General features: G+C 56.0%; 26 protein-coding genes. 18 read left to right on the forward strand and 8 right to left on the reverse strand.

Annotated features, from left to right (window positions below; all coding sequences use genetic code 11):
• Positions 1-103: 103 nt before the first annotated feature.
• From radC to ald, 7 genes are all read left to right on the forward strand, one after another.
• Positions 104-778: a RadC family protein gene (radC, locus tag RZA33_RS09165; RefSeq protein ID WP_317507548.1), complete on the forward strand. Its 675-nt coding sequence runs from the start codon at positions 104-106 to the stop codon at positions 776-778.
• A gap of 258 nt (positions 779-1,036) precedes the next feature.
• Entirely contained in the window at positions 1,037-1,273 is a 237-nt protein-coding gene (gene rpmB, locus RZA33_RS09170) for a 50S ribosomal protein L28 (protein ID WP_317507549.1), read from the forward strand.
• Positions 1,274-1,298: 25 nt separating this feature from the next.
• A complete protein-coding gene (rpmG, locus tag RZA33_RS09175; protein WP_096282193.1) occupies positions 1,299-1,454 on the forward strand; it encodes a 50S ribosomal protein L33 in 156 nt (51 codons plus the stop codon).
• 199 nt (positions 1,455-1,653) lie between these two features.
• On the forward strand, positions 1,654-2,493 hold the full coding sequence (mutM, locus tag RZA33_RS09180) for a bifunctional DNA-formamidopyrimidine glycosylase/DNA-(apurinic or apyrimidinic site) lyase (RefSeq protein WP_317507550.1): 840 nt from the start codon (positions 1,654-1,656) through the stop codon (positions 2,491-2,493).
• A 58-nt stretch (positions 2,494-2,551) separates the two neighbouring features.
• Complete coding sequence (locus RZA33_RS09185; protein ID WP_317507551.1) at positions 2,552-3,742, forward strand: class I SAM-dependent rRNA methyltransferase; 1,191 nt, start codon at positions 2,552-2,554, stop codon at positions 3,740-3,742.
• A 62-nt stretch (positions 3,743-3,804) separates the two neighbouring features.
• Entirely contained in the window at positions 3,805-4,239 is a 435-nt protein-coding gene (locus RZA33_RS09190) for a thioesterase family protein (RefSeq protein ID WP_317507552.1), read from the forward strand.
• A 174-nt stretch (positions 4,240-4,413) separates the two neighbouring features.
• Complete coding sequence (ald, locus tag RZA33_RS09195; RefSeq protein WP_317507553.1) at positions 4,414-5,532, forward strand: alanine dehydrogenase; 1,119 nt, start codon at positions 4,414-4,416, stop codon at positions 5,530-5,532.
• 52 nt (positions 5,533-5,584) lie between these two features.
• Here ald and RZA33_RS09200 read toward each other — a convergent pair whose 3' ends face one another.
• A complete protein-coding gene (locus RZA33_RS09200) occupies positions 5,585-5,833 on the reverse strand; it encodes a SlyX family protein (protein WP_317507554.1) in 249 nt (82 codons plus the stop codon).
• 112 nt (positions 5,834-5,945) lie between these two features.
• Here RZA33_RS09200 and RZA33_RS09205 point away from each other — a divergent pair, with 112 nt between their 5' ends.
• A complete protein-coding gene (locus tag RZA33_RS09205; RefSeq protein ID WP_317507555.1) occupies positions 5,946-6,494 on the forward strand; it encodes a cold shock domain-containing protein in 549 nt (182 codons plus the stop codon).
• An 86-nt stretch (positions 6,495-6,580) separates the two neighbouring features.
• Here the strand turns inward: RZA33_RS09205 and RZA33_RS09210 are convergent, their stop codons facing one another.
• The 7 genes from RZA33_RS09210 to map all read right to left on the reverse strand — a co-directional run bounded on the left by RZA33_RS09210 (position 6,581) and on the right by map (position 14,345).
• Positions 6,581-6,970, reverse strand: a complete 390-nt coding sequence (locus RZA33_RS09210; protein ID WP_317507556.1) for a hypothetical protein — start codon at positions 6,968-6,970, stop codon at positions 6,581-6,583.
• Entirely contained in the window at positions 6,967-8,139 is a 1,173-nt protein-coding gene (dapE, locus tag RZA33_RS09215) for a succinyl-diaminopimelate desuccinylase (protein WP_317507557.1), read from the reverse strand. The genes RZA33_RS09210 and dapE overlap by 4 nt, the downstream gene beginning before the upstream one ends.
• Positions 8,126-9,151 (reverse strand): 2,3,4,5-tetrahydropyridine-2,6-dicarboxylate N-succinyltransferase, encoded by a 1,026-nt coding sequence (gene dapD, locus RZA33_RS09220; RefSeq protein ID WP_317507558.1) that lies wholly within the window; start codon positions 9,149-9,151, stop codon positions 8,126-8,128. Before dapD ends, dapE begins: the two co-directional genes overlap by 14 nt.
• 67 nt (positions 9,152-9,218) lie before the next feature.
• Entirely contained in the window at positions 9,219-9,560 is a 342-nt protein-coding gene (locus RZA33_RS09225) for a Spx/MgsR family RNA polymerase-binding regulatory protein (RefSeq protein WP_317507559.1), read from the reverse strand.
• A 60-nt stretch (positions 9,561-9,620) separates the two neighbouring features.
• Positions 9,621-10,817, reverse strand: a complete 1,197-nt coding sequence (dapC, locus tag RZA33_RS09230) for a succinyldiaminopimelate transaminase (RefSeq protein WP_317507560.1) — start codon at positions 10,815-10,817, stop codon at positions 9,621-9,623.
• A gap of 61 nt (positions 10,818-10,878) precedes the next feature.
• Positions 10,879-13,554 carry a [protein-PII] uridylyltransferase gene (locus RZA33_RS09235; RefSeq protein WP_317507561.1) on the reverse strand — a complete coding sequence of 892 codons (2,676 nt, stop codon included), beginning with the start codon at positions 13,552-13,554 and terminating at the stop codon, positions 10,879-10,881.
• Entirely contained in the window at positions 13,554-14,345 is a 792-nt protein-coding gene (gene map / locus RZA33_RS09240; RefSeq protein ID WP_317507562.1) for a type I methionyl aminopeptidase, read from the reverse strand. The genes RZA33_RS09235 and map overlap by 1 nt, the downstream gene beginning before the upstream one ends.
• A gap of 334 nt (positions 14,346-14,679) precedes the next feature.
• On the opposite strand from map, the gene rpsB reads away from it, so the two are divergent.
• The 10 genes from rpsB to RZA33_RS09290 all read left to right on the forward strand — a co-directional run bounded on the left by rpsB (position 14,680) and on the right by RZA33_RS09290 (position 25,349).
• A complete protein-coding gene (gene rpsB, locus RZA33_RS09245) occupies positions 14,680-15,429 on the forward strand; it encodes a 30S ribosomal protein S2 (RefSeq protein ID WP_317507563.1) in 750 nt (249 codons plus the stop codon).
• A 217-nt stretch (positions 15,430-15,646) separates the two neighbouring features.
• On the forward strand, positions 15,647-16,516 hold the full coding sequence (gene tsf, locus RZA33_RS09250; RefSeq protein ID WP_317507564.1) for a translation elongation factor Ts: 870 nt from the start codon (positions 15,647-15,649) through the stop codon (positions 16,514-16,516).
• Between the two features lie 121 nt (positions 16,517-16,637).
• Positions 16,638-17,417: a UMP kinase gene (pyrH, locus tag RZA33_RS09255; protein WP_317507565.1), complete on the forward strand. Its 780-nt coding sequence runs from the start codon at positions 16,638-16,640 to the stop codon at positions 17,415-17,417.
• 4 nt (positions 17,418-17,421) lie between these two features.
• The gene (gene frr / locus RZA33_RS09260) at positions 17,422-17,979 is read left to right on the forward strand and encodes a ribosome recycling factor (protein WP_317507566.1); all 558 of its coding nucleotides are present in this window, start codon (positions 17,422-17,424) and stop codon (positions 17,977-17,979) included.
• A gap of 92 nt (positions 17,980-18,071) precedes the next feature.
• Positions 18,072-18,863, forward strand: a complete 792-nt coding sequence (uppS, locus tag RZA33_RS09265) for a polyprenyl diphosphate synthase (protein ID WP_317507567.1) — start codon at positions 18,072-18,074, stop codon at positions 18,861-18,863.
• Entirely contained in the window at positions 18,856-19,686 is an 831-nt protein-coding gene (locus RZA33_RS09270) for a phosphatidate cytidylyltransferase (protein ID WP_317507568.1), read from the forward strand. The genes uppS and RZA33_RS09270 overlap by 8 nt, the downstream gene beginning before the upstream one ends.
• A 47-nt stretch (positions 19,687-19,733) precedes the next feature.
• Positions 19,734-20,915: a 1-deoxy-D-xylulose-5-phosphate reductoisomerase gene (ispC, locus tag RZA33_RS09275; protein WP_317507569.1), complete on the forward strand. Its 1,182-nt coding sequence runs from the start codon at positions 19,734-19,736 to the stop codon at positions 20,913-20,915.
• A 47-nt stretch (positions 20,916-20,962) separates the two neighbouring features.
• Entirely contained in the window at positions 20,963-22,321 is a 1,359-nt protein-coding gene (gene rseP, locus RZA33_RS09280) for an RIP metalloprotease RseP (protein WP_317507570.1), read from the forward strand.
• Positions 22,322-22,421: 100 nt separating this feature from the next.
• Positions 22,422-24,773, forward strand: a complete 2,352-nt coding sequence (gene bamA, locus RZA33_RS09285) for an outer membrane protein assembly factor BamA (RefSeq protein ID WP_416337856.1) — start codon at positions 22,422-22,424, stop codon at positions 24,771-24,773.
• 75 nt (positions 24,774-24,848) lie between these two features.
• Positions 24,849-25,349, forward strand: coding sequence for an OmpH family outer membrane protein (locus tag RZA33_RS09290; RefSeq protein WP_317507571.1), 501 nt, complete (start codon positions 24,849-24,851; stop codon positions 25,347-25,349).
• The last annotated feature ends 10 nt before the right edge of the window (positions 25,350-25,359 follow it).

The following is a 25,359-nucleotide window of genomic DNA, read 5'->3' on the forward strand; positions in this document are numbered from 1 at the left end:
GGGGGTAATAAGGTTAAGCTAGGTTTACTGAGGCTGGTGGTAATGGATAGCTTGTTTGCGGCTGGCGTTAATGACCAATGGTGGGATAGCGGAGGGAAGCGCGATGGGTATCAATCACTGGCCGGCGGGTGAGCGGCCGCGGGAAAAATTATTAAACACCGGCGCTCAGACGCTTTCAGACGCCGAATTATTGGCAATTTTTTTGCGCGTCGGTGTGCAGGGGCGTTCAGCGGTTGATCTGGCGCGTGATTTACTAAGCAATTTTGGGGGCTTGCGCCAACTGCTCGAAGCAGACCAAGACAGCTTCTGTGCCGCTCGCGGTTTGGGCAGCGCCAAGTATGCTCAGCTGCAGGCGACCCTTGAATTATCGCGGCGCCATTTGGCCAGCCAGTTGGCGCGCGGTAATGCGCTGACATCGCCTGAATTAGTACGCCATTACCTGAGTTCCCAGCTACGTCATTTAGGGCATGAGGAGTTTGCGGTGCTTTTTTTGGATACTCAGCACCGAATTATTCGCTATGAATCGCTGTTTCGCGGTACCCTAGACAGCGCATCTGTTTACCCCCGCGAAGTTGCCAAGCGCGCATTAGAACTTAGCGCTGGCGCCGTTATCCTGGCTCACAACCACCCTTCTGGTGTGGCAGAGCCAAGCGATGCTGATCGTCGTATCACTGAACGTTTAAAAGACGCCCTCGCACTTTTTGAAGTGCGCGTGTTGGATCATTTCGTGGTGGGGGATGGAGAAGTGGTCTCTTTTGCTGAGCGCGGATGGCTATAAGCAGAATCGCCGGGCAGTACATTGCGCAGCTATATCTAAGTAAAATGAGTTAAAAGGTGCTTTTTAGACCTTTTAACCTGGTTTTGCTTGCTGCTAGCCGGGCGCTCTGGTATAAAGTGCCACCTTTAATCTTGGGTTGAATAACGGATTTGGATAAAGCTTGGCGGTTAACGGCGCCGACACCTTCCCTGCTCCGGTTTGCCCGACAGTTTTGAACACTCAGGTTATTATATCCTGGCCAAGCAGTTGGAGGCTCTAATGTCCAAAGTATGTCAGGTTACCGGCAAGCGTCCGGTAACTGGAAATAACGTTTCTCACTCAATGCGTAAGACACGTCGTCGTTTCTTGCCAAACCTGCACACCCACCGTTTCTGGGTTGAGTCTGAAAACCGTTTCGTCAAGCTGCGCGTTTCCACAAAAGGAATGCGTATTATTGATAAGAAAGGTATCGACACGGTTTTGGTTGATATTCGTAAGCGCGGCGACGCTATCTAAGCCAGCATTTTGGAAGGGTTAAACCATGCGCGATAAAATCAAGTTGGTGTCTAGTGCCGGTACTGGCCACTTCTACACCACTGATAAAAACAAGCGGAACACGCCGGATAAGTTCGAGTTCAAAAAATTCGACCCGGTCGTCCGTAAGCACGTTATGTATAAGGAAGCCAAGATCAAGTAATCGCTCTCGCGATGATGATCGGCTTTCACTGCAGGCGAGCGCCTGTTCAAAAACCCGGCCCCAAGCCGGGTTTTTGCATGCATGTCTTTTGTATGTCCTATGCGCCATCAAGCGATCTTCACTAGGGTGTCATCTAAGACTGCTACCATGTCCAAAGCTACGTCTTCCATAACTACGTCGTCCATAACTACGCCCAAATATGCCTGAACTTCCTGAAGTTGAAACCACCCGGCGCGGCATTGCCCCCTTCCTAGAAGGTGAGGAAATTACGGAGGTATTGGTGCGTCAGCCACGGCTTCGCGTGCCCGTGCCCGATGACTTAGCCGATCGATTGGTAGGCGCGCGCATTGGTGTCTTAAAACGGCGGGCGAAATACCTACAGATTCCTGTTCAGCCGCTATCACCGCCGGATACTGCTAGCTCAACGCTGCTGTGGCACTTGGGCATGTCGGGCAGCCTGCGTATTGCCAGGGTGGGCGATTTACCTAAAAAACATGACCATGTCGATGTGGTGACAGCCAGTGGCTATGTGTTGCGCTACCATGATCCGCGCCGGTTTGGTTTTGTCGATTGGCAGGCAGAAGACGTAGCGCTGGATAAGCGGCTTGCCCATCTCGGCCCTGAGCCGCTGTCGGAGGCGTTTAACGGCAAATGGCTCTACACCCTCTCGCGTAATAAGCGAGTGGCGGTAAAGCCGTTTCTGATGGATAACCAAGTGGTGGTTGGTGCTGGGAATATCTACGCGGCGGAAGCGCTATTTATGGCCGGTATTGACCCGCGCCGCGCGGCGGGCAGAGTGTCCCGTGCTCGCTACGACGCCTTGGCTCTTGCCGTGAAAGACGTGCTGGCGGCAGCCATTACCCAAGGCGGGACTACGCTGAGGGATTTTGTCAGTGGCCAGGGCGAGCCCGGTTATTTCGCTCAGCGTCTGAATGTTTACGGTCGTCACGGCCAGCCTTGTTTGCGCTGTGGTACTGAGCTTCGTCGCATTACGCTCGGCCAGCGTGCTAGCGTCTTTTGTCCCGGTTGCCAGCGCTAATGGTGACCTAACGTTTTATGTAAGTTGTTTGCTTCGCCTACGTCTTTTGGAGATTGCTGTGACCCAACGCCTGCGCCTAAATAAAAATGCCGATCGCCGTCTTAAAGCGGGGCACCTTTGGATCTATTCCAACGAGGTGGATATCAAGGAAACGCCGCTAAAAAACTTTACCGCAGGCGAAACTGCTCTGGTAGAAGCCTCCAATGGCAAAGTGATGGCCGTCGCGTATGTGAACCCGCATTCGTTAATTGCTGCGCGCATCATGTCACGCGACCCCGAAATGCGCTTGGACCGTTCACTGTTTGTGCACCGCTTTAATCAGGCGTTAGCCTTACGTCAGCGTCTTTATACGCAGCCGTATTACCGTTTGATTCATGGTGAAGGCGATCTGTTGCCAGGCTTGGTGATCGATCGCTTTGGCGATGTGGTGGTAGTTCAGCTCAATACAGCAGGCATGCAGGCGCTTGCCGACGAGATTGTGGATGCGCTAGAAAAAGTCCTCAAGCCGGAAGTAATTGTCTTCCGCAACGATACCGGCGGCCGCCGTCAGGAAGGCCTGGAAGCCCACGTCGACGTGATCAAAGGCACGCTGCCAGACGAAGTGGTGCTCGAGGAGAACGGCGCCCGCTTTGTGGTGCCGGTGCTTAATGGCCAGAAAACCGGCTGGTTCTTTGATCACCGCGTTAATCGCGAATGGATCAATCGGCAGGTGGAAGGTAAGCGCGTACTGGACGTATTCAGCTACGTAGGTGGTTGGGGCGTGCAGGCGGCCGTGCATGGGGCAAAAGAGGTGCTGTGTTTGGACTCTTCAGGCCCGGCATTAGACCAGGTGACACGCAACGCCGAGCTTAATGGCGTGCAGGAGAAAGTGGCGGTCAGCGAGGGGGATGCGTTTGAAGCCTTAGCGGCATTGAAGCTGGACGGCGAGGAGTTTGACGTGGTCATTCTTGACCCGCCCGCGTTTATCAAAAAACGCAAGGATATCCCCAACGGCGAGCGCGCCTATTCCCGCTTGAACCGCGAGGCTATGCGCTTGTTAGGACGTGATGGCCTGTTAATGTCGGCATCGTGTTCTATGCACCTGGCGCCAGAGCGGCTGATGGAGGTGGTGCGGGGTGCGGTGCGTCATCAAGACCGCCATGGCCAGGTGATTTTCCAGGGGCACCAAGGTCCTGACCACCCGGTGCATCCGGCCATCCCCGAAACGTCTTATTTGAAAGCGCTCGGTGTGCGTGTTTTCCGCGATTAAACCAGCAGGGCTGCTGAGCGTTGGGATAAGTGCATTTTAATGAAATAACGGGGAGTAACGACATGGAGTGGGCGCTGCCAGACCCCTTTGTGATCGACATCCGCGTGGCCGATGAGGCCATCGACGCCTATCAGCACGTCAACAACAGCGAGTACCTGCGTTGGGTTGAGCAGAGTAGCTGGGCGCACTCTGAAGCGCTTGGGCTGACTTTGGAGCGCTACCGGCAGCTTGACCGGGCCATGGTGGTTCACCGCCATGAGCTGGATTACCTCGCGCCTGCCTTTGCAGGCGACGAGTTACAGCTTGCTACCTGGATTGTCGAGTGTGATGGGCGGTTCAGTCTGACACGCCGTTTTCAGTTAGTGCGCGTTAACGACGCGAAAATGCTGCTGCAAGCCCGTACCCGCTTTGCTTGCGTGGCGCTCTCAACGGGGCGACCTAAGCGTTTACCCGAAGAGTACCGGCGCATTTACGGCAGCGCAGTGATTGGGGAATGACCTGAAAGGGAGTGGATTCTTCCGTTAAAAACCGGTGATTGCTAGATTTTTCTCCTAAAAAACGCCTTTACCGGCGTTTTTTTTGTTTTTTGCTTCTGGGGTGGTGGTCAACGTTAGCTGTGCTGTAATTTGCATAACAACATGACTGACCTTTAAAAGCACAGGAAAAATCTAATGAAAATCGCCGTTCCCAAAGAGATCAAAAATCATGAGTATCGCGTGGCCTTAACCCCTACCGGCGCACGGGAACTAGCCGGGCGCGGCCATCAGGTGAGCGTTCAGGCCGGAGCCGGTGAAGGTGCAGGTTTTAGCGATGCTGATTTTCAAGCCGCCGGTGCCCAGATAGAAGCGGATGTAGATACTCTGTGGCGCAATGCCGAGTTGATCCTCAAGGTGAAAGAGCCGCAGCCGGATGAGGTTGCGCGCCTTACTCCACAGCATACGCTGTTCACCTACCTGCACCTGGCCGCCGAAGAGCCCCTTACTCGTGGGCTGATGAAGAGCGGCGCTACCTGCATCGCCTATGAAACCATTACCGATGTCCGCGGCGGCCTGCCGCTACTCGCGCCGATGAGCACCGTTGCTGGGCGAATGGCCGTGCAAGCGGGGGCCCACAGCCTGGAGAAAGCCCAGGGCGGTGCAGGGGTGCTGCTGCCTGGTGTGCCCGGCGTGGCGCCGGGTAAGGTAACCGTCATTGGCGGTGGTGTTGTCGGTGAAAATGCCGCTCGCATGGCGCTGGGGTTAGGCGCAGAGGTCACCATTCTGGATAAATCCCTGGCGCGGCTGGAAGTGTTGGATGACCGTTACCAGGGTCGCATTAAAACGGTCTACTCCACCGCAGACGCCCTGGAAACGGCCACACGCGAGTCAGATATGATTATTGGCGCGGTGCTGGTGCCCGGCGCCGCTGCGCCAAAATTGATAACGCGCAGCATGCTGGCCGATATGCAGCCCGGCAGCGTGCTGGTCGATGTAGCGATTGACCAAGGCGGCTGTTTTGAAACCAGCAAGCCCACTACCCACGCGGAGCCGACCTATATCGTCGATGGGGTGGTACATTACTGCGTGGCTAATATGCCCGGCGCGGTCGCGCGTACCTCTACCCAGGGGTTGACTAACGCCACGCTGCCCTTTGTACTGGCCCTGGCGGATAAAGGCTGGCAGCAGGCGCTGCGTGACGACCCGCACTTCCTGCCGGGCCTCAACGTTCATGCGGGTAAAGTCACCTACCAGGCTGTAGCGGATGCCTTTGGACTGGAAAGCAGCGATCCTGCAAGCGTTGTGGCAAGCTGATTTTTTGAAAATCTTGTTTTAAAAGCTAGCTGCATCCCGGGCTAGCGTTAGTTCAGTAGTGCGGTGGAACATCATCCCCAGGGCGCTGGTCGCTCTGGGGTTCGCTTGCTTGGAGGGCTTGATGTTGCTCGCGCAGGCGTTCGCGCATCAACCCGCTAAGCTGCTCGAGTTTTTCCAGGCGGCGCTCCTGTTGAACGACTGATTGGTCTAAGGTGTCCAGCCAGTGCTCCTGGTAAGCTACACGGCTCTCTAACGATTCGAGACGTTGAACCAGCTCAGCAGGCGATAAGTCGTCGGTCATGATAACATTGCAACCTTATGTAGTAGTATGCCAGTGCTATTGGGAATGGGCCTTATAGCGCGGGTATTGTCCTTCGTCTGTTACCCATACAACAAGAGAGCTTTTTTATTCTATGAACCCAAAAGTTGTGTTTCGCTGTTTCTTAATCAGTGTATTACTGTCCGCCCCCACGCCACTTTTGCTGGCGGGGATTGTTCATTTAACCGATAGTGCCCTCGCCGAGCTGTGGTTGACCGAGTTAGCCATCAGCGGTGTAAGCGGTGTCTATATTGCCGTTGCGGTTGGTAGTTTTATTGTTTTGTGGATTGGCACCTTGGCCGCAGCGGCTTTGGCACCACCGATGATAGTAGCGGCTGATGTTGACGCGCGTTCTAAGCCTGCGGCGCGCCAGCCTCAAGCGACAGCGGCTCCTTTGGACGACGATGAGGAAGAAGACATCATCGATCCCAATGATGGCCGTGAAGAGGGTGAAGTAAAGTGGTTTAACACTAACAAAGGCTACGGTTTTATTACCCGCGACAATGGTGAAGATGTGTTTGTCCACTTTCGCGCCATTCGTGGTCGTGGCCCACGTATGTTGGCTGAAGGCCAAATCGTTCGTTACCACGTGATTAAAAACGAGCGTGGTTTGCAGGCCGACGATGTCAGTATTATTGAGTAAGTTTAAATAAAGCGATAGACAACGACCCCGCCTCGGCGGGGTCGTTGTCGTTTAGGGAAGCGTCAATGTTGAGCGAGCAGCAGGGATCAGCGGCCTGAATCCGGCCACTCAATCGCTCCCTCTTTGCCGCCGGGCAGGACTTGCCAGAAGTGGTCAGGGTCATCGCCCGGATTCCAGCCGCCTAACGAGCAGCGCACCTCGGTTTGCAAGGCTTCGGCGGCCTGCTGAGCGCAGTCTTGGTCGGTCAACCAGGGGGTATGGTTACTGTTAAACCATAGACTAGCAAAGCCATCGGCGGCTTTATCGACCAGCAATACCGGTACGCAATCACCCTGGTATTGGCCGCGGGTTTGCCACTGGCCTTTGCCGGCGGGGCTGAGCGGCGGCGCTCGCAGCGCGTTTTTTAGCCACTCGTTGAGCGCCTCTAGTGAAACGTTGGCCAGGTAAATCTCAATATCGGGATACCGGTCCATCATAGCGTTGCCTCGCCGGAGGTGAGCAGCGCTTGCAGCGTTGCCTCGTAAATCCGGCTTAAATCGTCCAGGTCGGTGGCGCGTACGCGTTCATTGACCTTGTGGATGGTGTCGTTGCGCGGGCCTAGCTCGACCACTTGAGCGCCTAGGGTAGCAATAAAGCGACCATCTGAGGTGCCGCCGCTGGTTGAGAGCGCTGGGCGTTGGCCGGTGACAGCTTCAACGCCTTTGATGGCGGCATCGACAAGCGCGCCTTCCGCGGTTAAGAACGGTTCACCGTTTAGCGTCCAGTCTACCTGATACGCCAATCCATGCTGATCAAGAATGGCCTCCGCGCGCGTTTTGAGCTGTTCATGGGTCACTTCGGTGGAAAAACGAAAGTTAAACACCACTTCCACATCGCCGGGAATCACATTGGTGGCGCCGGTGCCTGCGCGCAGGTTAGAGATTTGAAAGCTGGTGGCGGGGAAGAAATCGTTGCCCCCATCCCAATGCTCGTTGACTAATGCATCTAGCGCTGGCATGGCCTGATGGATCGGATTGCGGGCCAAATGCGGGTAGGCCACGTGGCCTTGTACACCCTTAACATGCAGGGTGCCGCCCAGCGAGCCGCGGCGACCATTTTTGATCATATCGCCCAGGCGGTCGGTAGACGAAGGCTCCCCGACAATGCAGTAATCAAGGCGCTCGTTGCGCTCGCGCAGATGTTCGACCACGGCGCGGGTGCCATCGACCGCCGGGCCCTCTTCATCGGAGGTGATCAGAAAGGCGATACGTCCATCGTGATCCGGGTGGTCGGCTACAAAGCGTTCGACGGCGGTCAGCATTGAGGCAAGACTGCCTTTCATGTCCGCCGCACCGCGCCCGCACAGCATGCCCTCATCATCGATACAGGGCTCGAACGGCGGGTACTGCCAGTTGATATAGGGGCCGCAGGGCACTACATCGGTGTGGCCCGCAAAAGCGATCACCGGGCCGTGATGCCCTCGTACGGCCCAAAAGTTCTTTACGTCGCCAAACGGCAGTCGCTCAATATGAAAGCCGAGCGCTGCCAGGCGCTCGATCATGAGCTCCTGGCAGCCTTCGTCGTCTGGCGTTACCGAGGCCCGGCTGAGTAGTTCAAAGGCGAGCTTGAGCGTCGGCGACAGTGCTTCAGGCTCAGTTGTGGGCATGCAGCGCCTCGTTCAAGGCGATAGCACTCTTGTTGGTCAAGCACTCAATGCGACCATTCTGCGAGTTGCGGCGCCACAGCTGGTCGTCTTGGCCGGCCAGCTCGCGGGCGGCAACGGTGCTTACTGTCTGGCCCTGGTCGTCCAGTAGCGTCACCTTGGCGCCGGCGGTGATATAGAGGCCCGCTTCCACCGTGCAGCGGTCGCCCAGCGGAATGCCGATGCCTGCATTGGCGCCGATTAAGCAGCCTTCACCGACTTTGATCACGATATTGCCGCCGCCGGAGAGGGTGCCCATGGTGGAGCAGCCGCCGCCCAAGTCGGAGCCTTTGCCGATCATCACGCCCGCCGAGATTCGGCCTTCGATCATACCCGGGCCTTCGGCACCGGCATTGAAGTTGACGAAGCCTTCGTGCATCACGGTGGTGCCTTCGCCCAGATAAGCGCCCAGGCGTACACGAGCAGTATCGCCAATACGAATGCCGGTGGGCACCACGTAGTCGGTCATTTTGGGGAATTTATCCACACAGTCGACGGACAGCGCGCGGCCTGCCATGCGCGCCTTCAGGCGGCGGGCGGGCAGCTCTTCAATATCGATCGCGCCTTCGTTGGTCCAGGCAATATTGCGCAGCAGGCCAAACATGCCTGTGAGGTCAAGGCCGTGCGGCTTGACCAAGCGGTGCGAAAGCAGGTGCAGTTTTAAATACACTTCCGGCGCGGTTTGTGGCGGTTGGTCGGTGTCCAGAAACATCGCGACTAGCGGGCGTTGGCTGGCAGAAAGCGCTTCGGCAAGCGCCGCTTGGTCAGAGTGCCCGGCGGCTTCGAGTGCTTTTGCCAGGCGCGTGCAGTCTTCGGGTAAAAAGCTGATGGCGGCATTGCCTTGGGGTGCATCCAGAGCTTGTTGGGCAGCCTCCACCATGCTGGTTGTCGGGTTGAGTAGCGGTGACGGGTAGTAGATTTCCAGCCAATCGCCCTGGGTGTTTTGGGTGCCAATTCCAAGCGCAAAGCTCAGCATAAAAAAGTTGTCCTGTAGTGATGGTTAGTGATGAAAAAGCAAAGAAATAAGTGCGTGATAGCGATTATCAGCCGAGCTTGTCGTAATCGCCTTCGCGGTAGCCGACCAAGATAGTGGCGTCATCTACTTCCAGCAGCGGTCGCTTCAGCAGCGTGGGGAATTTCATCAGTAGTTGGCGGGCCGAGTTGGCGTCGTAATCTTTTTCGTCGTCGGAAAGCTCGCGCCACGTTTTACTGCGTTTGTTAATGACCTGGACCAGCGGCACACGATGTAAAATATGTTCCAGTAACGCAGCGGAAAGGCCGTCTTTGCGCAGGTCGTGGGTTTTATACATCAGCGCTTTTTCATCCAAGGCTTTTTGAGCTTTGCGGCAGGTATCGCAGTTATCGATGATATACAGCGTTAGCATACGATCTCCATGGGACGTTGAATAAGTAAACTGTCAACAAGCTAAGGACACGCCTCGCTGTTAACCGCGCTCTATAAGATGACGAATTCGCTGGGCGGCTTCCAGGGTGGGCGCTAACTCGGCCACCAGCGCTAGGCGTAAACGTCCGGTCCCGGGGTTGACCCCGTTTTCACCCGTGCGCCCCATTAAGCTGCCGGGCAGTACGCTCACGTGCTGTTCGGCAAACAGGCGCTGCGTAAAGGCGATATCGTCGCCACCCGGAACTGCAGGCCATAGATAAAAGCTGGCTTGGGGTGTGGGAAAATCCATCACCGGCGCGAGCACCTCAGTAACGGCGCTAAATTTTTCGCGGTAGGCGTCGCGGTTGGCGTGCACGTGCTGCTCGTCCTGCCAGGCGGCGATGGAAGCGTGCTGCAGTGGCAGCGACATGGCACAGCCGTGATAGGTGCGGTAGCGCTTAAATGGCGTGAGCAGTGTTGCATCTCCCGCCACAAAGCCCGAGCGCAGGCCCGGCAAGTTGGAGCGCTTGGAGAGCGAGTGAAACGCCACGCAGCGGCGGTAGTCGTCGCGGCCTAATTCAGCGCAAGCTTGTAATAGTCCCGGTGGTGGGGCGGCTTCGTCCAGGTAGAGCTCCGAGTAGCACTCGTCGGAGGCGATAATAAAGTCGTGCTCGTCGGCCAAGGCAATCAGCTGTTTAAACTCGTCAAGCGGCGTGACAGCGCCGGTCGGGTTGCCCGGCGAGCAGATAAACACGATTTGCACATCGCGCCATGTCTCGGCGGGCACCGCGCTAACGTCGGGCCGAAAATTATTCTCAGCGGTGCAGTCTAAATAGAGTGGCTCACCGCCTGCCAGCAGCGTCGCGCCTTCGTAAATTTGATAAAACGGATTGGGCACCGCGACTTTTCCTGGGCGGCGACGATCCAGTGCCGCCTGCACAAAGGCAAAAATCGCCTCCCGGGTACCGTTAACGGGTACTACGTGTTGTTCGCTATCGAGTTCGCGTAGCTGGAAGCGCTGGATGGCCCAATGGGCGATGGTTTGGCGAAGCGCAGGCAGGCCATTGGTGGCCGGATAGCGGGCCATTTCCAGTTGGTGCGCCACCAGCGCTTCAAGCGCCGCCGAGTAGGGCGCGTGCTGGGGCTCGCCAATGGTCAGCGAGATATGCGCCAAGCCAGTTGGGGGCGTTAATTCGGCTTTCAGCGCGGCCAGCTTTTCAAACGGGTAGGGATGCAGGGCGTCGAGGTCGGCGTTCATGGTGTGTCCGTTGATGGCTGGCGGCGTAAGCTGTCGATTATAAGCAAGCCCAGGTGCAGGCTCAAACCCCCAACACCTCAATCAGGCGTTCGCGCAGCTGCTGCTGGCGTTCGGGGTCGGTCAGCGGTTCGCCTGCTTTGGTGGTGATGAAGAATACGTCTTCTACCCGCTCGCCGAGGGTGGCGATTTTTGCCGCGGAAAGCGAGATGTCCTGCTCCATGAAAATGCGCCCTACCCGGGCCAGCAGACCGGGGCGGTCAGGCGCGGTCAGCTCCAGCAGCGTGCGCTCATTGGCGGGGTCTTGCTCGATGAGGACTTCGGTGGAGACTTTGAAATGCTTGAGCTGGCGCGGCGTATGACGTGTGACGATATTGGGGTAGTCGTCCGGGTCGTCGAGTTCTTCCACCAAGTGCTGGCGCATTTCCTCGATATGGCCCGGGTCACGAATTGGCTGACCGTGGTTATCGAGCACAATGAAGGTGTTCAGCGTCCAGTCGTTGTGCGAGGTAGCAATGCGCGCATCATGAATCGACAGCCCCAGTTGCTCCATAGCGGCAGCGGTGGCGGCGAAGAGGTCGTCCACCGAGCGGGTATGGATAAACACTTTGGTGCCACCCTCAGCCATATCGGCAGTAGGCGCGCTGATCAGTACCAGCGGTAGTGGCGACTGGTTGTGGTTCAGGATGCCCTGGGTCTGCCAGACAATTTCGCTGGGTGCGTACTGCAGAAAATAGTCTTCCCCGAGAGATTCCCACAGCTGGTCGATCTGTGCTCGATTAACGCCAATGGTTTGCAGTAGCGAGCGGGCTTCGGTGCGGGTTTCGCGTACCCAGTCGTCGCGGTCGGGTGGGTTGTTCAAGCCGCGGCGCAGGGCGCGTTTGGTTTCGGCGTGAAGCTGGCGCAGCAGCGACGCCCGCCAGCCGTTCCAAAGCGTAGGGTTGGTGGCATTGATATCGGCGACGGTAAGCACGTAGAGGTAGTCGAGGCGCGTTTCATTACGCACGATCAGTGCAAAGTCGCGAATCACGTCAGGGTCGCTGATATCGCGCTTTTGTGCGGTCATCGACATTAGCAGGTGGTGCTCCACCAGCCAGCTGACCAGGTTGGTATCGTGGGGCGAAACGTTGTGACGCTGGCAGAACTGTTCAACATCCCGGGCACCGATTTCCGAGTGGTCGCCGCCACGACCCTTGCCGATGTCGTGAAAGAGCCCGGCAATCCACAGCAGGTCCAGCTTGGGTAATTGCTGCATCAGCGCGGCGGCGACGGGGTAGTCGCCTTTGGCTTCCGGCTTGCGAAAGCCGTGTAGAAACTTGAGCAGCAGCAGCGTGTGAGCATCGACGGTGTAAATGTGAAACAAGTCGTGCTGCATCAAGCCGACGGCGCGGCCAAACTCGGGCAGGTATTTGCCTAAAATGCCATAACGGTTCATGCGCCGCAGCTGGCGTGGCACATTGCCGGGAGCGCGCATAATGGCCATAAACAGTCGCTGATGACGTGGGTCATCGCGGTAGTGATCGTCAATTTGGTGGCGATGGTCGCGAATCAGGCGGATCGTGTCGGCGCGTACCCCTTCGATTTCAGGGTGCTTGGCCATCAATAGGAATAGCTCCAGCATCGCCGCAGGGCGTTCGCGGAAAAGTGTCCGCGAGCGTACTTGGATATAGCCGCCCTTGGTCTCAAAGCGCTCGTTCAACTTGACGGTTTCCAGCGCCTCTTTGCCGCGCAGGATCACTTCGTCAAAATGCTGTAGCAACATGTCGTTGAGACCCGCGAGCGCGGTGACCTGACGGTAGTAGCGTTTCATAAACTGTTCGACCGCCAAATGCTCCGGCGTATCGCGAAAGCCAAACATCTCGGCGATGGTGCGCTGGTGGTCAAACAGCAGGCGGTCTTCGGCGCGGTCTGTGAGCATGTGCAGGGCATAGCGCACCTGCCATAAAAATGCCTGGCCCTGGCTTAAAATGCGCAGCTCGGCGTCGTTCATGAAGCCGTTGGCGACGATATCGGTGTACTGCTCGGTACCGAAATGGCGCTTGGCGACCCAGCCAATCATCTGAATGTCGCGCAGCCCGCCGGGGGAGCTTTTGATGTTGGGCTCTAAGTGGTACTCGGAGTTGTTGTAGCGGTAGTGGCGGGCGATTTGCTCCTGCCACTTGGCTTCAAAGAAACGGTCGGCGGGCCAAATGTGCCCGGCGCTGAGGCGTTCGCGCATCGCTTCGCGCAGGCTTTCTGGCCCCGCAATTAGGCGCGATTCGAGCAGGTTGGTAATCACCGTGACATCAGCTTCGGCTTCCCGCTCGCAGTCGTTGAGCGAGCGTACGCTATGGCCAATTTCCAGGCCAATATCCCACAGGAAAGTGATAAAGGCGGTCAGCGGCTCGCGGTAGGTGGTGTCGTCGTCGTGAGCCAATAGCAGCAGCAGATCGATATCTGAATGGGGGTGTAGCTCACCACGGCCATAGCCGCCGACCGCCACCAGTGCAATGCCGTCATCGGGCCATTCGTGCTGCGCCCAGGCGATCGCCAGCAGCTGATCCAGGTACCAGGCACGGCCGCGCACTAAGTCACGAATATCTGCCCCGGCGCGAAACTGCTCGTCAAAGCGGGCTTGAAGTTCACGCAGGGCGGTCTTGAAAGGGGCGACCGGGGAGCGCGAACCGGCAAGCTCGGTGCGGAATGTGTCCAGGTCGTAAAGCGTAGTGTCCGGTTCGAACCGGTAGTGGTGTAATAGCATCAGTTAGTCAAAAAACTGAAGTCTTCATCGCTGCGCGCAGTCAGCACTTCAACGCCTTCGTCAGTGACTAACAGCGTGTGCTCCCATTGCGCCGAAAGGCTGCGGTCTTTGGTGATTGCGGTCCAGCCATCGCGTAGCACCTTGGTTCTATAGCCGCCGACGTTGATCATCGGTTCGATGGTAAAGCACATGCCTGCGGCGAGTTTAATGTCGGCATCCGGTGCGTAGCCGTCGTAGTGCAGAAACTGTGGTTCTTCGTGAAAATCGGCGCCGATGCCGTGACCGCAGAAGTCGCGTACTACCGAGTAGCCGTGCTCTTCGGCGTGCTTTTGAATGACCCGCGCCAGTTCAGAAAGGCGTACGCCGGGTTTGACCAGCTCAATACTTTTATAAAGGCACTCCTGGGTGATGCGGCAGAGGCGTTCACCCTGAATGGTCTCACCGACTACAAACATCACGCTGGAGTCGCCGTGATAGCCATCGCGGGTTTTAACGGTGATATCTAAATTCATGATATCGCCTTTTTTGAGCTTTTTGGCGTCGTCAGGGATGCCGTGGCACACCACGTGGTTGAGCGAGGTACAGGTTGCCTTGGGAAACCCATGATAGTTCAAGGGCGCCGGCGTCGATCCCAGCTCTTTAATAATGTAGTCGTGGCAAAGACGGTCGATTTCCCCCGTACTGACCCCTATCTGGACATGTGGGGTGATCATTTCGATGACGCTGGCCGCTTGGCGCCCGGCTTCGCGCATGTGTTCGATTTCAGAAGGCGTCTTGATAGGAACGTTCATGAATACTCGATATGAATTTAAAATGGAAAATAGAATGGCGCAATTTAGACCGTCAAACCGGGTGCGACTTCATCTTGGCAATGATCTATGGTATAAAGCCGCGCGCTTTCCTGCAATCGTGATTCCGAGCTTCTTTGTTGGCTGGGTAGCACGCTGAAGGGCAGGGCAATGAATCTGTAGTGTGCCACTAAGGGGCGCACTACTTAATGACCAAGCCTTAAAAACACACATGCACCGGCACATGGTCCCGGGTGCCGCTGGCAGCGTCTAACGTCGTCAACGGTCGGATCCATGGGGTGCGTGGAGGCCTAACCCGAGTTTTAGGAGTTTTACCATGTCTCACGTTAATATGCGTGACCTGCTTAAAGCAGGCGCTCACTTCGGTCACCAGACAAAGTACTGGAACCCGAAAATGAGCAAATATATCTTCGGCGCGCGCAACAAGATTCACATCATCAACCTTGAGCACACCCTTCCGGCGTTGAACGAAGCGGTCGATGTGATCGAGAAGATGGCGGCATCCAACAACAAGATTTTGTTTGTTGGCACCAAGCGCAGCGCAAGCAAGGTAATTAAAGAAGAAGCTAATCGTGCCGGTCAGCACTTCGTCAACCACCGCTGGTTGGGCGGCATGTTGACTAACTTCAAGACTATTCGTCAGTCCATCAAGCGTCTGCGCGAGCTTGAGACCATGCACGAAGACGGCACCTTCGCGAAGCTGACCAAAAAAGAAGTGTTGGTAGCGACTCGCGAGCAGGAAAAGCTTGAGCGCTCTATCGGCGGTATCAAGAACATGGGCGGCCTACCGGACGCGCTGTTCGTCATCGACGTTGACCACGAGCGCATCGCGATCAACGAAGCCAACAAGCTGGGTATCCCGGTTATCGGCGTGGTGGATACTAACTCCAACCCCGATGGCGTTGACTACGTGATCCCTGGCAACGATGACTCTATCCGTGCTATCCAGATCTACGTGAAAGCGATTGCGGATGCTTGCGGTCGTGCCAAAGAAGGCAACGCTGAAGAGTTTGTTGAAGTGACCGAAGAGGCCGCTGCAGCTGAAGACAACACTGCCGCTGAGTAATATGCAGCAGTGGATGCGGCAAGCAGACGTGCCGCATCAAGGGAAAGGGGGCTATGCCCCCTTTTTCCCCCGCTGGACGAAATAATCCAGGCGGAACGATTTTGCCGGTTACTTGATGCCGGTCACGCTACGCAGGGTGATACATGATGGTCATTTATCATGCCTATACTCTGTGTTGCGCCTAACTCTCATAGAACCATTTCAGAGGTGAATTCTCATGGCAGCTATCAGCGCCTCTCAGGTCAAGGAACTTCGCGAACGTACCGGTCTCGGCATGATGGAGTGTAAAAAAGCACTCACCGAAACCGATGGCGACATCGAAGTTGCGATTGAAAATCTGCGTAAAAACTCAGGTCTAAAAGCGGCGAAAAAAGCTGATCGTATCGCCGCTGAAGGGGCTGTGGTCACACGCGTAGCGGAAGACAACAGCTACGGCGTAATGGTCGAAATCAACTCCGAGACCGATTTCGTTGCCCGCGATGACAATTTCATTGCGTTTGCCGATAAAATCGCCGCGGCTTTCTTTGCTGCCAAAAGCGATGACGTTGCTGCGGTAATGGCGGCCGAACTGGAAACAGCGCGCGAGCAGCTGGTTCAGAAAATCGGTGAAAATATCGGCGTTCGTCGTGCCGTTGTTGTCAACGCTCCCGACGGTGGCCTGGTGGGCGAATATGTCCACGGTGGCCGCATTGGCGTTCTTACCGTTCTGACAGGTGGCACTGCCGACGTCGCAAAAGGCGTTGCCATGCATGTGGCGGCGATCAACCCGGCGGTTGCCCATCCTGCCGATATGCCTCAAGAACAGTTGGACCAGGAAAAAGCGATTATCCTGGCACAGCCGGATATGGCCGGTAAGCCGGAGCAAATCGCTGAGAAGATGGTTCAGGGCCGCTTGAAGAAGTACTTGGCTGAAAACAGCCTGACCGAGCAGCCGTTTGTGAAAGACCCTAACCAGACCGTGGCTGAGTACGTTAAAGCAGCGGGTGGTGAAGTGGTTGGTTTCACGCGCTTTGAAGTTGGCGAAGGTATCGAGAAAGAAGAAGTCGATTTTGCCAAAGAAGTGATGGAACAGGCTGGCCGTCGCTAGGGTCAGAGGTTTCGTAAAAAAGAAGGCGTGCGCGTAAGCGCACGCCTTCGCGTATCAGGCCCTGGTATAATGTGGGGCTGCCCCGCCCGCCTGTGTTCAGGTCTGCCTCAGGAGAGATGCCATGTCACGTGATGTTCAAGAGTCTACCCCCCACGTAGCACCCAGCAAAAGCAGTGCCGAGAGTTCAAAGTCAAAATATAAACGTATTTTGCTCAAGCTTTCTGGTGAAGCATTGATGGGTGAACACGAATTTGGTATTGATCCCAAGGTGCTTGACCGGATGGCGTTGGAGATCGGCCAGCTGGTGGGTATTGGTGTGCAAGTCGGTATCGTGATTGGCGGTGGAAACCTGTTCCGCGGCGCGGCGCTCAATGAAGCGGGTATGGATCGCGTCACCGGTGATCATATGGGCATGCTGGCCACCGTGATGAATGCATTGGCGATGCGCGATGCTCTTGAGCGTTCTAATATTCGCTCGCGAGTAATGTCGGCGATTCCAATGAGCGGTGTGGTAGAGCACTATGATCGGCGTACCGCCATTCGCTACTTAACCTCAGGGGATGTGGTGCTGTTTTCTGCGGGCACGGGCAACCCTTTTTTTACGACTGACTCAGCCGCCTGTTTGCGTGGCATTGAAGTAGACGCCGATGTGGTTATTAAAGCGACTAAGGTCGATGGCGTCTACAATAAAGACCCGGTAAAACATCCAGATGCTGTGAAGTACGACCAGCTCTCTTACGACGACGCCCTGGATCAAAAGTTGGGCGTGATGGATTTGACCGCTATCTGCCTGGTACGTGACCATAATATGCCGGTGCGGGTATTTGACATGAACAAGCCTGGTGCCCTACTGAATATGGTCGTAGGGGGCAAGGAAGGCACGCTGATATACAGAGGGTAATGACGTGATCAACGATATTAAGAAAGATGCCGAATCGCGCATGAAAAAAAGCGTTGAGGCACTGCACAGCAACTTCAATAAAATTCGTACCGGGCGTGCTCACCCGAGTATTTTAGACGCCGTGACGGTGGAGTATTACGGCAGCCAAGTGCCGCTTAGCCAAGTGGCGTCGGTTAACGTTGAAGATGCTCGCACGCTAAGTATTGTGCCGTGGGAGCAGGGCATGGTGCCGAAAATTGAAAAGGCCATCATGACTTCTGACCTTGGCTTGAACCCGGCCAGCGCCGGTACGGTGATTCGGGTGCCAATGCCGATGCTCACCGAAGAGACTCGTAAAGGTTACATCAAGCAAGCGCGTAGCGAAGCGGAGAACGCGCGAGTTGCCGTTCGTAACGTGCGTCGTGATGCTAACGGTGATTTCAAGACATTGTTAAAAGATAAAGATATTACCGAAGATGATCAGCGCCAAGGTGAAGATGAAGTTCAGAAGCTGACCGATAAATATATCGCTGAGATTGATAAAGCGTTGGCCGCCAAAGAACAAGACCTTATGCAGGTATAGATCTGTGCGTTATTCAGCCGCGGGCAGCTTAGGCTGCCCGTTTTGCCACACTTTGGCTGGTTTTTTATGACTGACCTTTGGTGCGAGAACCCATGACGTCACCGCAGTTTCCTAATGAACAGCCGGGCGGCGCCTGCACACTCTCTTCTCTGACCGGAGAGGCTCCGCCGTCTCATGTGGCCATTATTATGGATGGTAACAATCGCTGGGCACGCGCTCGCGGCCTTTCGGGGGTGCGTGGTCATCGCGCTGGCGTAGAAGCCGTCCGCGCGGTGATTCAGCGAGCGGCCGAACGCGAGGTGAAAACGCTCAGCCTGTTTGCCTTTTCCAGCGAGAACTGGAAGCGCCCGGCGGCGGAAGTCAACGCGCTGATGGAGCTTTTTTTGATGGCCCTTAAGCGCGAAGTCAAAAAGCTCAACGAGCGTAACGTTCGCCTCTCGGTTATTGGCGCGCAGCAAGGGTTCTCCCACGCGATCCAAAAGCATATCCAGCGTGCTGAAGCGTTAACGGCGGACAATACGGGCATGCATTTGGTGATTGCCGCTAACTATGGTGGCCAATGGGATATTGCCCGCGCAGCGCGCGCTTTAGCTGAACAGGTGGCGGCCGGGGAGTTGTCGCCTGCGGAAATAGACGAGGCGTGTTTTGATACCGCGATGGGGGGGGGTGACGTGCCGCCGGTAGATTTGTGTATTCGCACTAGCGGCGAGCAACGGCTATCCAACTTTATGCTCTGGCAACTAGCCTACGCTGAGCTGCACTTCTCGTCGTTACTATGGCCCGATTTTGGCGCTGACGCCTTTGATTCGGCGCTAAACGAATTTTGCCAGCGACGTCGCCGCTTTGGTATGACTGACGAACAAATAGAGGCGCAAGGTGCTTAAACAGCGGATTATCACCGCAGCCTGGTTGGTGCCTTTAACGCTAATCGGCCTGTTCGGATTACAAGGCGGCGCCTATGCGCTTTTTACGGCGATCATTGTGCTCCTCGGCACTTGGGAGTGGACCAATCTCGCCGGGGTCACTCGCACGGCACAGCGTGCTCAGTTAGTCGCTATGATGGCGGCATTGATGCTGGGGATGTGGTTGACCAATGCTGCTACCAGCGTTTGGCCGCTGTGGCTGGCCGCCGTTGGTTGGTTAGTCAATTTCTATTGGGTTATCCGTTATCCCGCGGCAGGGCAGCAGTGGCAGGCCACTGCGCGGCGTCTGTTGATGGGCCTGTGGGTGCTGTTGCCTTGCTGGGTGGGGTTTAATGTTCTGCGCGAAAGTGGTGCTATATGGTTACTGTTCGTGTTGTTACTGGTGTGGTGCGCGGATATTGGCGCCTATTTTGTGGGGCGCCGCTGGGGGCGACGCAAATTGGCGCCCCAGGTGAGTCCGGGTAAATCCTGGGAAGGTGTTCTGGGTGGTTTAGCGGCGACCGCTATCCTGGCCATTGTGTTTACGCTGTGGTTGCCCCTGGATGGACTTGCCAGTATGGCCCTGATCCTGGTTACGGCAGTGGTCACTTTGGCCTCAGTGCTAGGCGATTTGCTGGAAAGCATGCTTAAGCGCTACCGCAATATTAAAGATTCAAGCCAGCTGCTGCCTGGGCACGGCGGGATTCTGGATCGTGTTGATAGCCTCACTGCCGCGATTCCGCTGTTTGCACTGCTCTACGTTGAAGTGCTCGTCCAACTACTTGACCAGGTGCAGCCGCTATGAGCCATCAGCCTACACAACGACCTGTTCAATCAGTTAAGCGGCGAGCGATGCAACGCGTGACGGTGCTTGGGTCGACGGGGTCTGTGGGCACTAGTACGCTGGATGTGATTAGCCGCCATCCCGAACGTTATCGTGTTCATGCCCTTACCGCGCACACCTCAAAAGAAGCCCTTCTCGCTCAGTGTTTAGCGCATCGACCTGCGGTGGCCGTGCTGGATGATGAAGCCGACGCCGCTTGGCTGCGTCAGGAGCTCAAGCGTGTAGGCCAGCCAACCGAGGTCAGTGCCGGTCCGGAGGCACTATGCGAAGTGGCCCGCGACGCCAGCGTTGACTGTGTGATGGCGGCGATTGTGGGGGCGGCGGGTTTGCTCCCTGCGTTGGCCGCCGCAGAAGCGGGGAAGCGCGTGCTATTAGCCAATAAGGAGGCGCTGGTGATGAGCGGCGCGCTGTTTATGGAGGCCGTTTCCCGTTCAGGCGCGACACTGTTGCCAATTGATTCCGAACATAATGCCATCTACCAGTGTCTACCAGCGCAGCATCGCGGTGGTTTGGCGCGCCACGGGGTTACCCAACTGCTGTTAACCGCCTCTGGAGGGCCTTTTCGCTCCTGGCGTCAGGCGGATATCAACAAGGTGACTCCCGAGCAGGCCTGCGCTCACCCTAACTGGTCGATGGGGCGTAAAATATCGGTGGACAGCGCCACGCTGATGAATAAAGGCTTGGAGCTTATTGAAGCCTGTTGGCTATTTGATGCCAAGCCCGAGCAAATTCAAGTAGTGGTGCACCCGCAAAGCGTAATCCACTCCATGGCGGCGTACCAAGACGGTTCGGTGATTGCGCAATTAGGCAATCCTGATATGCGCACCCCCATCGCCTACGGTCTGGCGTGGCCAGAACGTATTGATGCTGGGGTCGAAACGCTGGATCTTTTCCAAGTGGCGAGGCTAGATTTTGAAGCGCCCGATGAAGCTCGCTTTCCCTGTTTGGGGCTTGCTCGGGCAGCGATGCAGCAAGGGGGTGGGGCGCCGGTGGTCCTTAATGCGGCCAATGAAGTGGCCGTTGAGGCCTTCCTGCAGCAGCGTCTCGGTTTCATGCAGATCGGTCAGCTGGTCGCCGAGGTCATGTCGCGCCCTTCGCAGAGCCATGCTGACAGCTTGGAAAGTATATTAGCAACCGATCAATGGGCGCGACAGCAGGCACTAGAGCTGGTAACAAGGTGGTCCGCTTAAGCATTTGCTGGGCAGGGCGTTAAGAGCTGAGCGTTAAGGAGTACCGTGTGGGCCTGATACAAAATATTTTAGCGGTCATTGTGGTGTTGGGCTTGTTAGTAACGTTCCACGAGTTTGGCCACTTTTGGATGGCGAGGCGCTGTGGGGTCAAAGTGCTGCGTTTTTCGGTGGGCTTTGGTAAACCGCTGTGGTCGCGGGTCGACCGCCAAGGCACCGAGTATGCAATTGCCGCGATTCCACTGGGTGGCTATGTCAAAATGCTCGATGAGCGCGAGGCACCTGTACCCGAAGAACAGATCGACCAAGCGTTTAACCGCAAGTCAGTGTGGCAGCGCATTGCTATCGTAGCCGCGGGGCCTATTGCTAACTTTCTGCTCGCGATTGTGGCCTACTGGGCACTGTTTGTAGCGGGCACCACGGTGGTGTCGCCGATGGTCGGCAGCGTCGAACCTGACTCACCGGCAGAGCAGGCCGGTTTGGCCCACGGTGACGAGATCGTGGCTATCCAGGGCGATGCGATGCGCTCCTGGGAAGATATTAATCTGAAGCTGGTATCGATTATTGGCTTTAGCGGCGAGTTGGTGGTTGGGGCACGTCCCGAAGGGTCGAGCGAGCCCCAGCGCTATGAGTTGGCCCTCAGCGATTATCTAGTTCGCCAGGATCCGCCACAGCCGTTGCAGACGCTGGGCATTACTCCTTGGCAGCCGGAATTTCCGGCTATTTTAGGCCAAGTGGTAAGCGGGGAAGCGGCAGAGCAAGCGGGCTTAACCCCAGGCGATAGGGTGGTGGCGGTTAATGGCGAGGCGGTTGACGATTGGATGCAGTTTGTCAATATCGTGCGCGGTAACCCTGAAGAGACGCTGCAAGTTACTTACGAGCGTAACGGTGAGCGTTCAACCGCTGAATTAACGCCACGCCGAAACCGCTTGGATACCGGGGTTGAGATTGGCTATATCGGTGCGGGTGCTCAGCAGGTTGAGTGGCCCGCTGAGTTTCAGCGGGAAATTCGCTATGGCCCTATTGACGCCGTCGGTCAGGCGTTATCACGCACCGGCGAGATGACGCTATTAACCGTTGATGCTATCCGTAAAATGTTGGTCGGGCTGATTTCGCCTTCCAACTTGTCGGGTCCGATCACCATTGCACAGGTGTCTGGAGATTCAGCCCGCGCCGGAATGGACGCTTTTGTGGGCTTTATAGCGTATCTTTCGATTAGCCTGGGGGTGCTTAACTTGCTACCCATTCCCGTGCTCGATGGTGGTCACTTGCTTTATTATTTTATAGAGGTTGTGCGTGGACGACCGGTATCTGAAAAGACGCAAGCGGTAGGATTGCGCATCGGGCTTGCCATGGTCGGCACCCTGATGTTGATGGCCCTCTATTTTGATCTGATGCGCCTGTGGTAACAACGCGTGTAGCGCGCAGGATGCCTTGTCATCTGCCTGCACAAATGTATATGGTGCCTTTCTGGAATAATAGGCAGACCAACGCGAGCGAATTGACTGCATGAAAATCAAGACCCTTGGAATGGCGGTACTCTTGCTGGCAGGCGCCGGCGGCGCCCAAGCACAATCCTTTGATGTTTCAGACATTCGAGTAGAAGGACTACAGCGGGTATCAGCCGCCTCGGTCTTCAACGCATTTCCAGTCAGCGCTAATGAGCGCGTCAGCGAACAACAGCTGGCCGAGGCTGCACGTAACCTCTTTGCGACGGGGCTGTTCGACGATGTTTCGCTAGCACGTGAGGGCGATGTTCTTGTCATTCAAGTGGTCGAACGGCCGACCATCTCGCGATTACAGATTAGTGGCAACGACCAAATATCCGAAGATGACTTGCGTACTGGCTTGCGCGAGTCAGGGCTCTCCGAAGGTCAGGTGCTGGAACTCTCAACGCTGGAAGAAATTCAGCGCGAGTTGGAAGGCGTCTATCAGGCTCAAGGTCGTTACAGCGCCAGCATCGATACCGAAGTTGAAGAGATTGATGAGGGCCGCGTTCAGGTCAACATCAATATCAACGAAGGCGAAGTCGCTAAGATTCGTCAGATCAATATCGTTGGTAACGAAGCCTTTGATGACGAAACACTGCGCGATGTATTTGAGCTAAACGACCGGCCAGGGCGTTTCTTCGGCTGGTTCTCCAGCGATGAATACTCCCGCGAAGCACTGTCGGGTGATATTGAGCGGCTGCGGTCTTTTTACTTGGACCGTGGCTATGTCAATTTTGATATTACCTCGACCCAGGTTTCGATTGGCCCCGAAAAATCGGACATCTTTATTACCCTCAACGTGGATGAAGGCACTCAGTACCGCGTTGGTGACATTCGCTTCGCAGGCAACCTAACGATTAGTGAAAATGAAGCCCGCCAGCTGCTCACTGTCGAAGAAGGTGAGATATTTTCACGCGCGGACGTCAACACCTCAACCGAAGCCCTGCGTCAACGTCTTGGCGCAGAAGGCTTTGCCTTCGCCGATGTGCAGGGCATGCCTGAAATCGCCAATGACGGCGAAACCGTCGATCTAGTGATTGCCGTTGACCCTGGTAATCGTGCCTATGTGCGGCGTATCGAATTCTTTGGTAATACCACGACCCAGGACGAAGTGTTGCGCCGTGAAATGACCCAGTTGGAAGGCGCCCCCGCCTCTACTGACGCCATCACGCAGTCGCGCCAGCGTTTAGAGCGCCTGGGCTTCTTTAGTCAGGTCGAAGTGGATACCCAGCCTGTTCCAGGTGAACCCAACCTGCTGGACGTCACCTACAACGTTGAAGAGCAGCCTTCCGGCTCGGTTTCCGCAAGCGTAGGTTTCTCTCAGAGTGCTGGGGTGATTTACGGCGTGGGCCTTTCGCAAAACAACTTCCTCGGTACGGGTAATCGCGTCAACATAGGCGCTCAGCGCAGCGATACCTTTACCAGCGTCAACTTTGGTTTCACCGACCCCTACTGGACGCTCGATGGTATTTCTCGCGGTTATAATCTGTTCTACCGCGAGACCGACTATGCCGATTCGGATATCTCCACCTACTCCACGGATGCCTATGGTGCCGGTATCAACTTCGGGTATCCGATCAGCGAGCTATCGCGACTAAATTTTGGTGCTAGTATCGAAGACCTATCGATCAAAACTTACAACGATACGGCTTCAGAGATCCGCCGCTATGTAGAAGATCAGGGTGAAGATGCGCAAAGCCTGAAGCTCACCGCTAGCTGGACCCGTAATAACCTTAACCGGGGCATCATGCCCACAGACGGCAGCTATCAGCGTCTATCGCTGGAAACCGGTGTGCCAGGCAGCGATGCGGAATACTACAAGCTGCGCGCGCGGGCCCAGCAGCTGTTCCCGATCAACGATGATGAGTCCTGGGCGTTCAAATTTACCGGCAATGTCGGCTATGCCGATACGCTGGGCGGCAATGATCCGTACCCCTTCTATGAAAACTTCTACGCCGGTGGTTTAGGCTCGGTACGTGGCTTTACCTCCAATACATTGGGTCAGCGCACCACGCCAGCCCGCGAAGGCGGCCGTGATCGTACCCTCGGTGGTAACGTCTCTATCGAAGGCAGCGCCGAGATCATTTTCCCGCTGCCGTTTATTGAAGATCAGCGCTCGCTACAAACATCGCTGTTTTTGGACGGTGGTAACACCTTCTTAAGCTCTTGCTACGATGTGCTTGATGAAGATGCAAGCCGACAGCGGTGTGATTCGGGAGTTGACTTAGGCAATTTGCGCTATAGCGCCGGTATCGGCCTGTCTTGGCTAACGCCCGTGGGCCCGCTGACGTTCAGCGTTGCCGAGCCCTTGAACGATGAGAGTGGTGACGATACTCAGTTCTTCCAGTTCTCATTGGGGCAGTCGTTCTAAAGGACAGCCGTTCTAATTTGGCTAGATCGCGTACCATGGCGGTGCGCGGCTGGCGTGACCTAAGGAGTTAATAAAATGCGTAAACTGACAGCGGCTGTATGTCTGTTAGCGGCGATGATTTTGCCTGCTCACGCAGCGGAAGTGGCGGTACTTGACTGGCGTGCAGCGCTGATGAATACCCAGTCCGCCCAGGAGTCGTTAAGTAGGCTGGAAGGGCAAGTTGGTAATCAGCAGCGTGAAGTGCAGAATCTGGGCAATGAGCTTCAGCAGCTACAACAGCGCTTGCAGAACGAAGGCGAGACGATGGCGCAGTCACAGCGCGAGTCGCTGATTAGCGAATTGCAAGAAAAAGGCAGTCGCTTTGAACGACTTCGTCAAGAAGTCATGCAGGCGCAGCAGCGTTCTGAGCAGCAGTTCCTGGAAGGTGCCGAGCCTAAGCTGGAGCGAGCGGTTGAACAGGTGCTGGAGCGTCATGGTATTGACGTGCTTGTAGAGCCTCAAGGGGTGCTGCACTCCGGGGTCGACCTACCCAATGTGACCGACGAAGTGACCCAGATATTTGATACCCTGAACTAAATTTAAACGA

Origin of the sequence: Halovibrio sp. HP20-59 (assembly GCF_033052795.2) — a bacterium.
Lineage (GTDB): Bacteria > Pseudomonadota > Gammaproteobacteria > Pseudomonadales > Halomonadaceae > Vreelandella.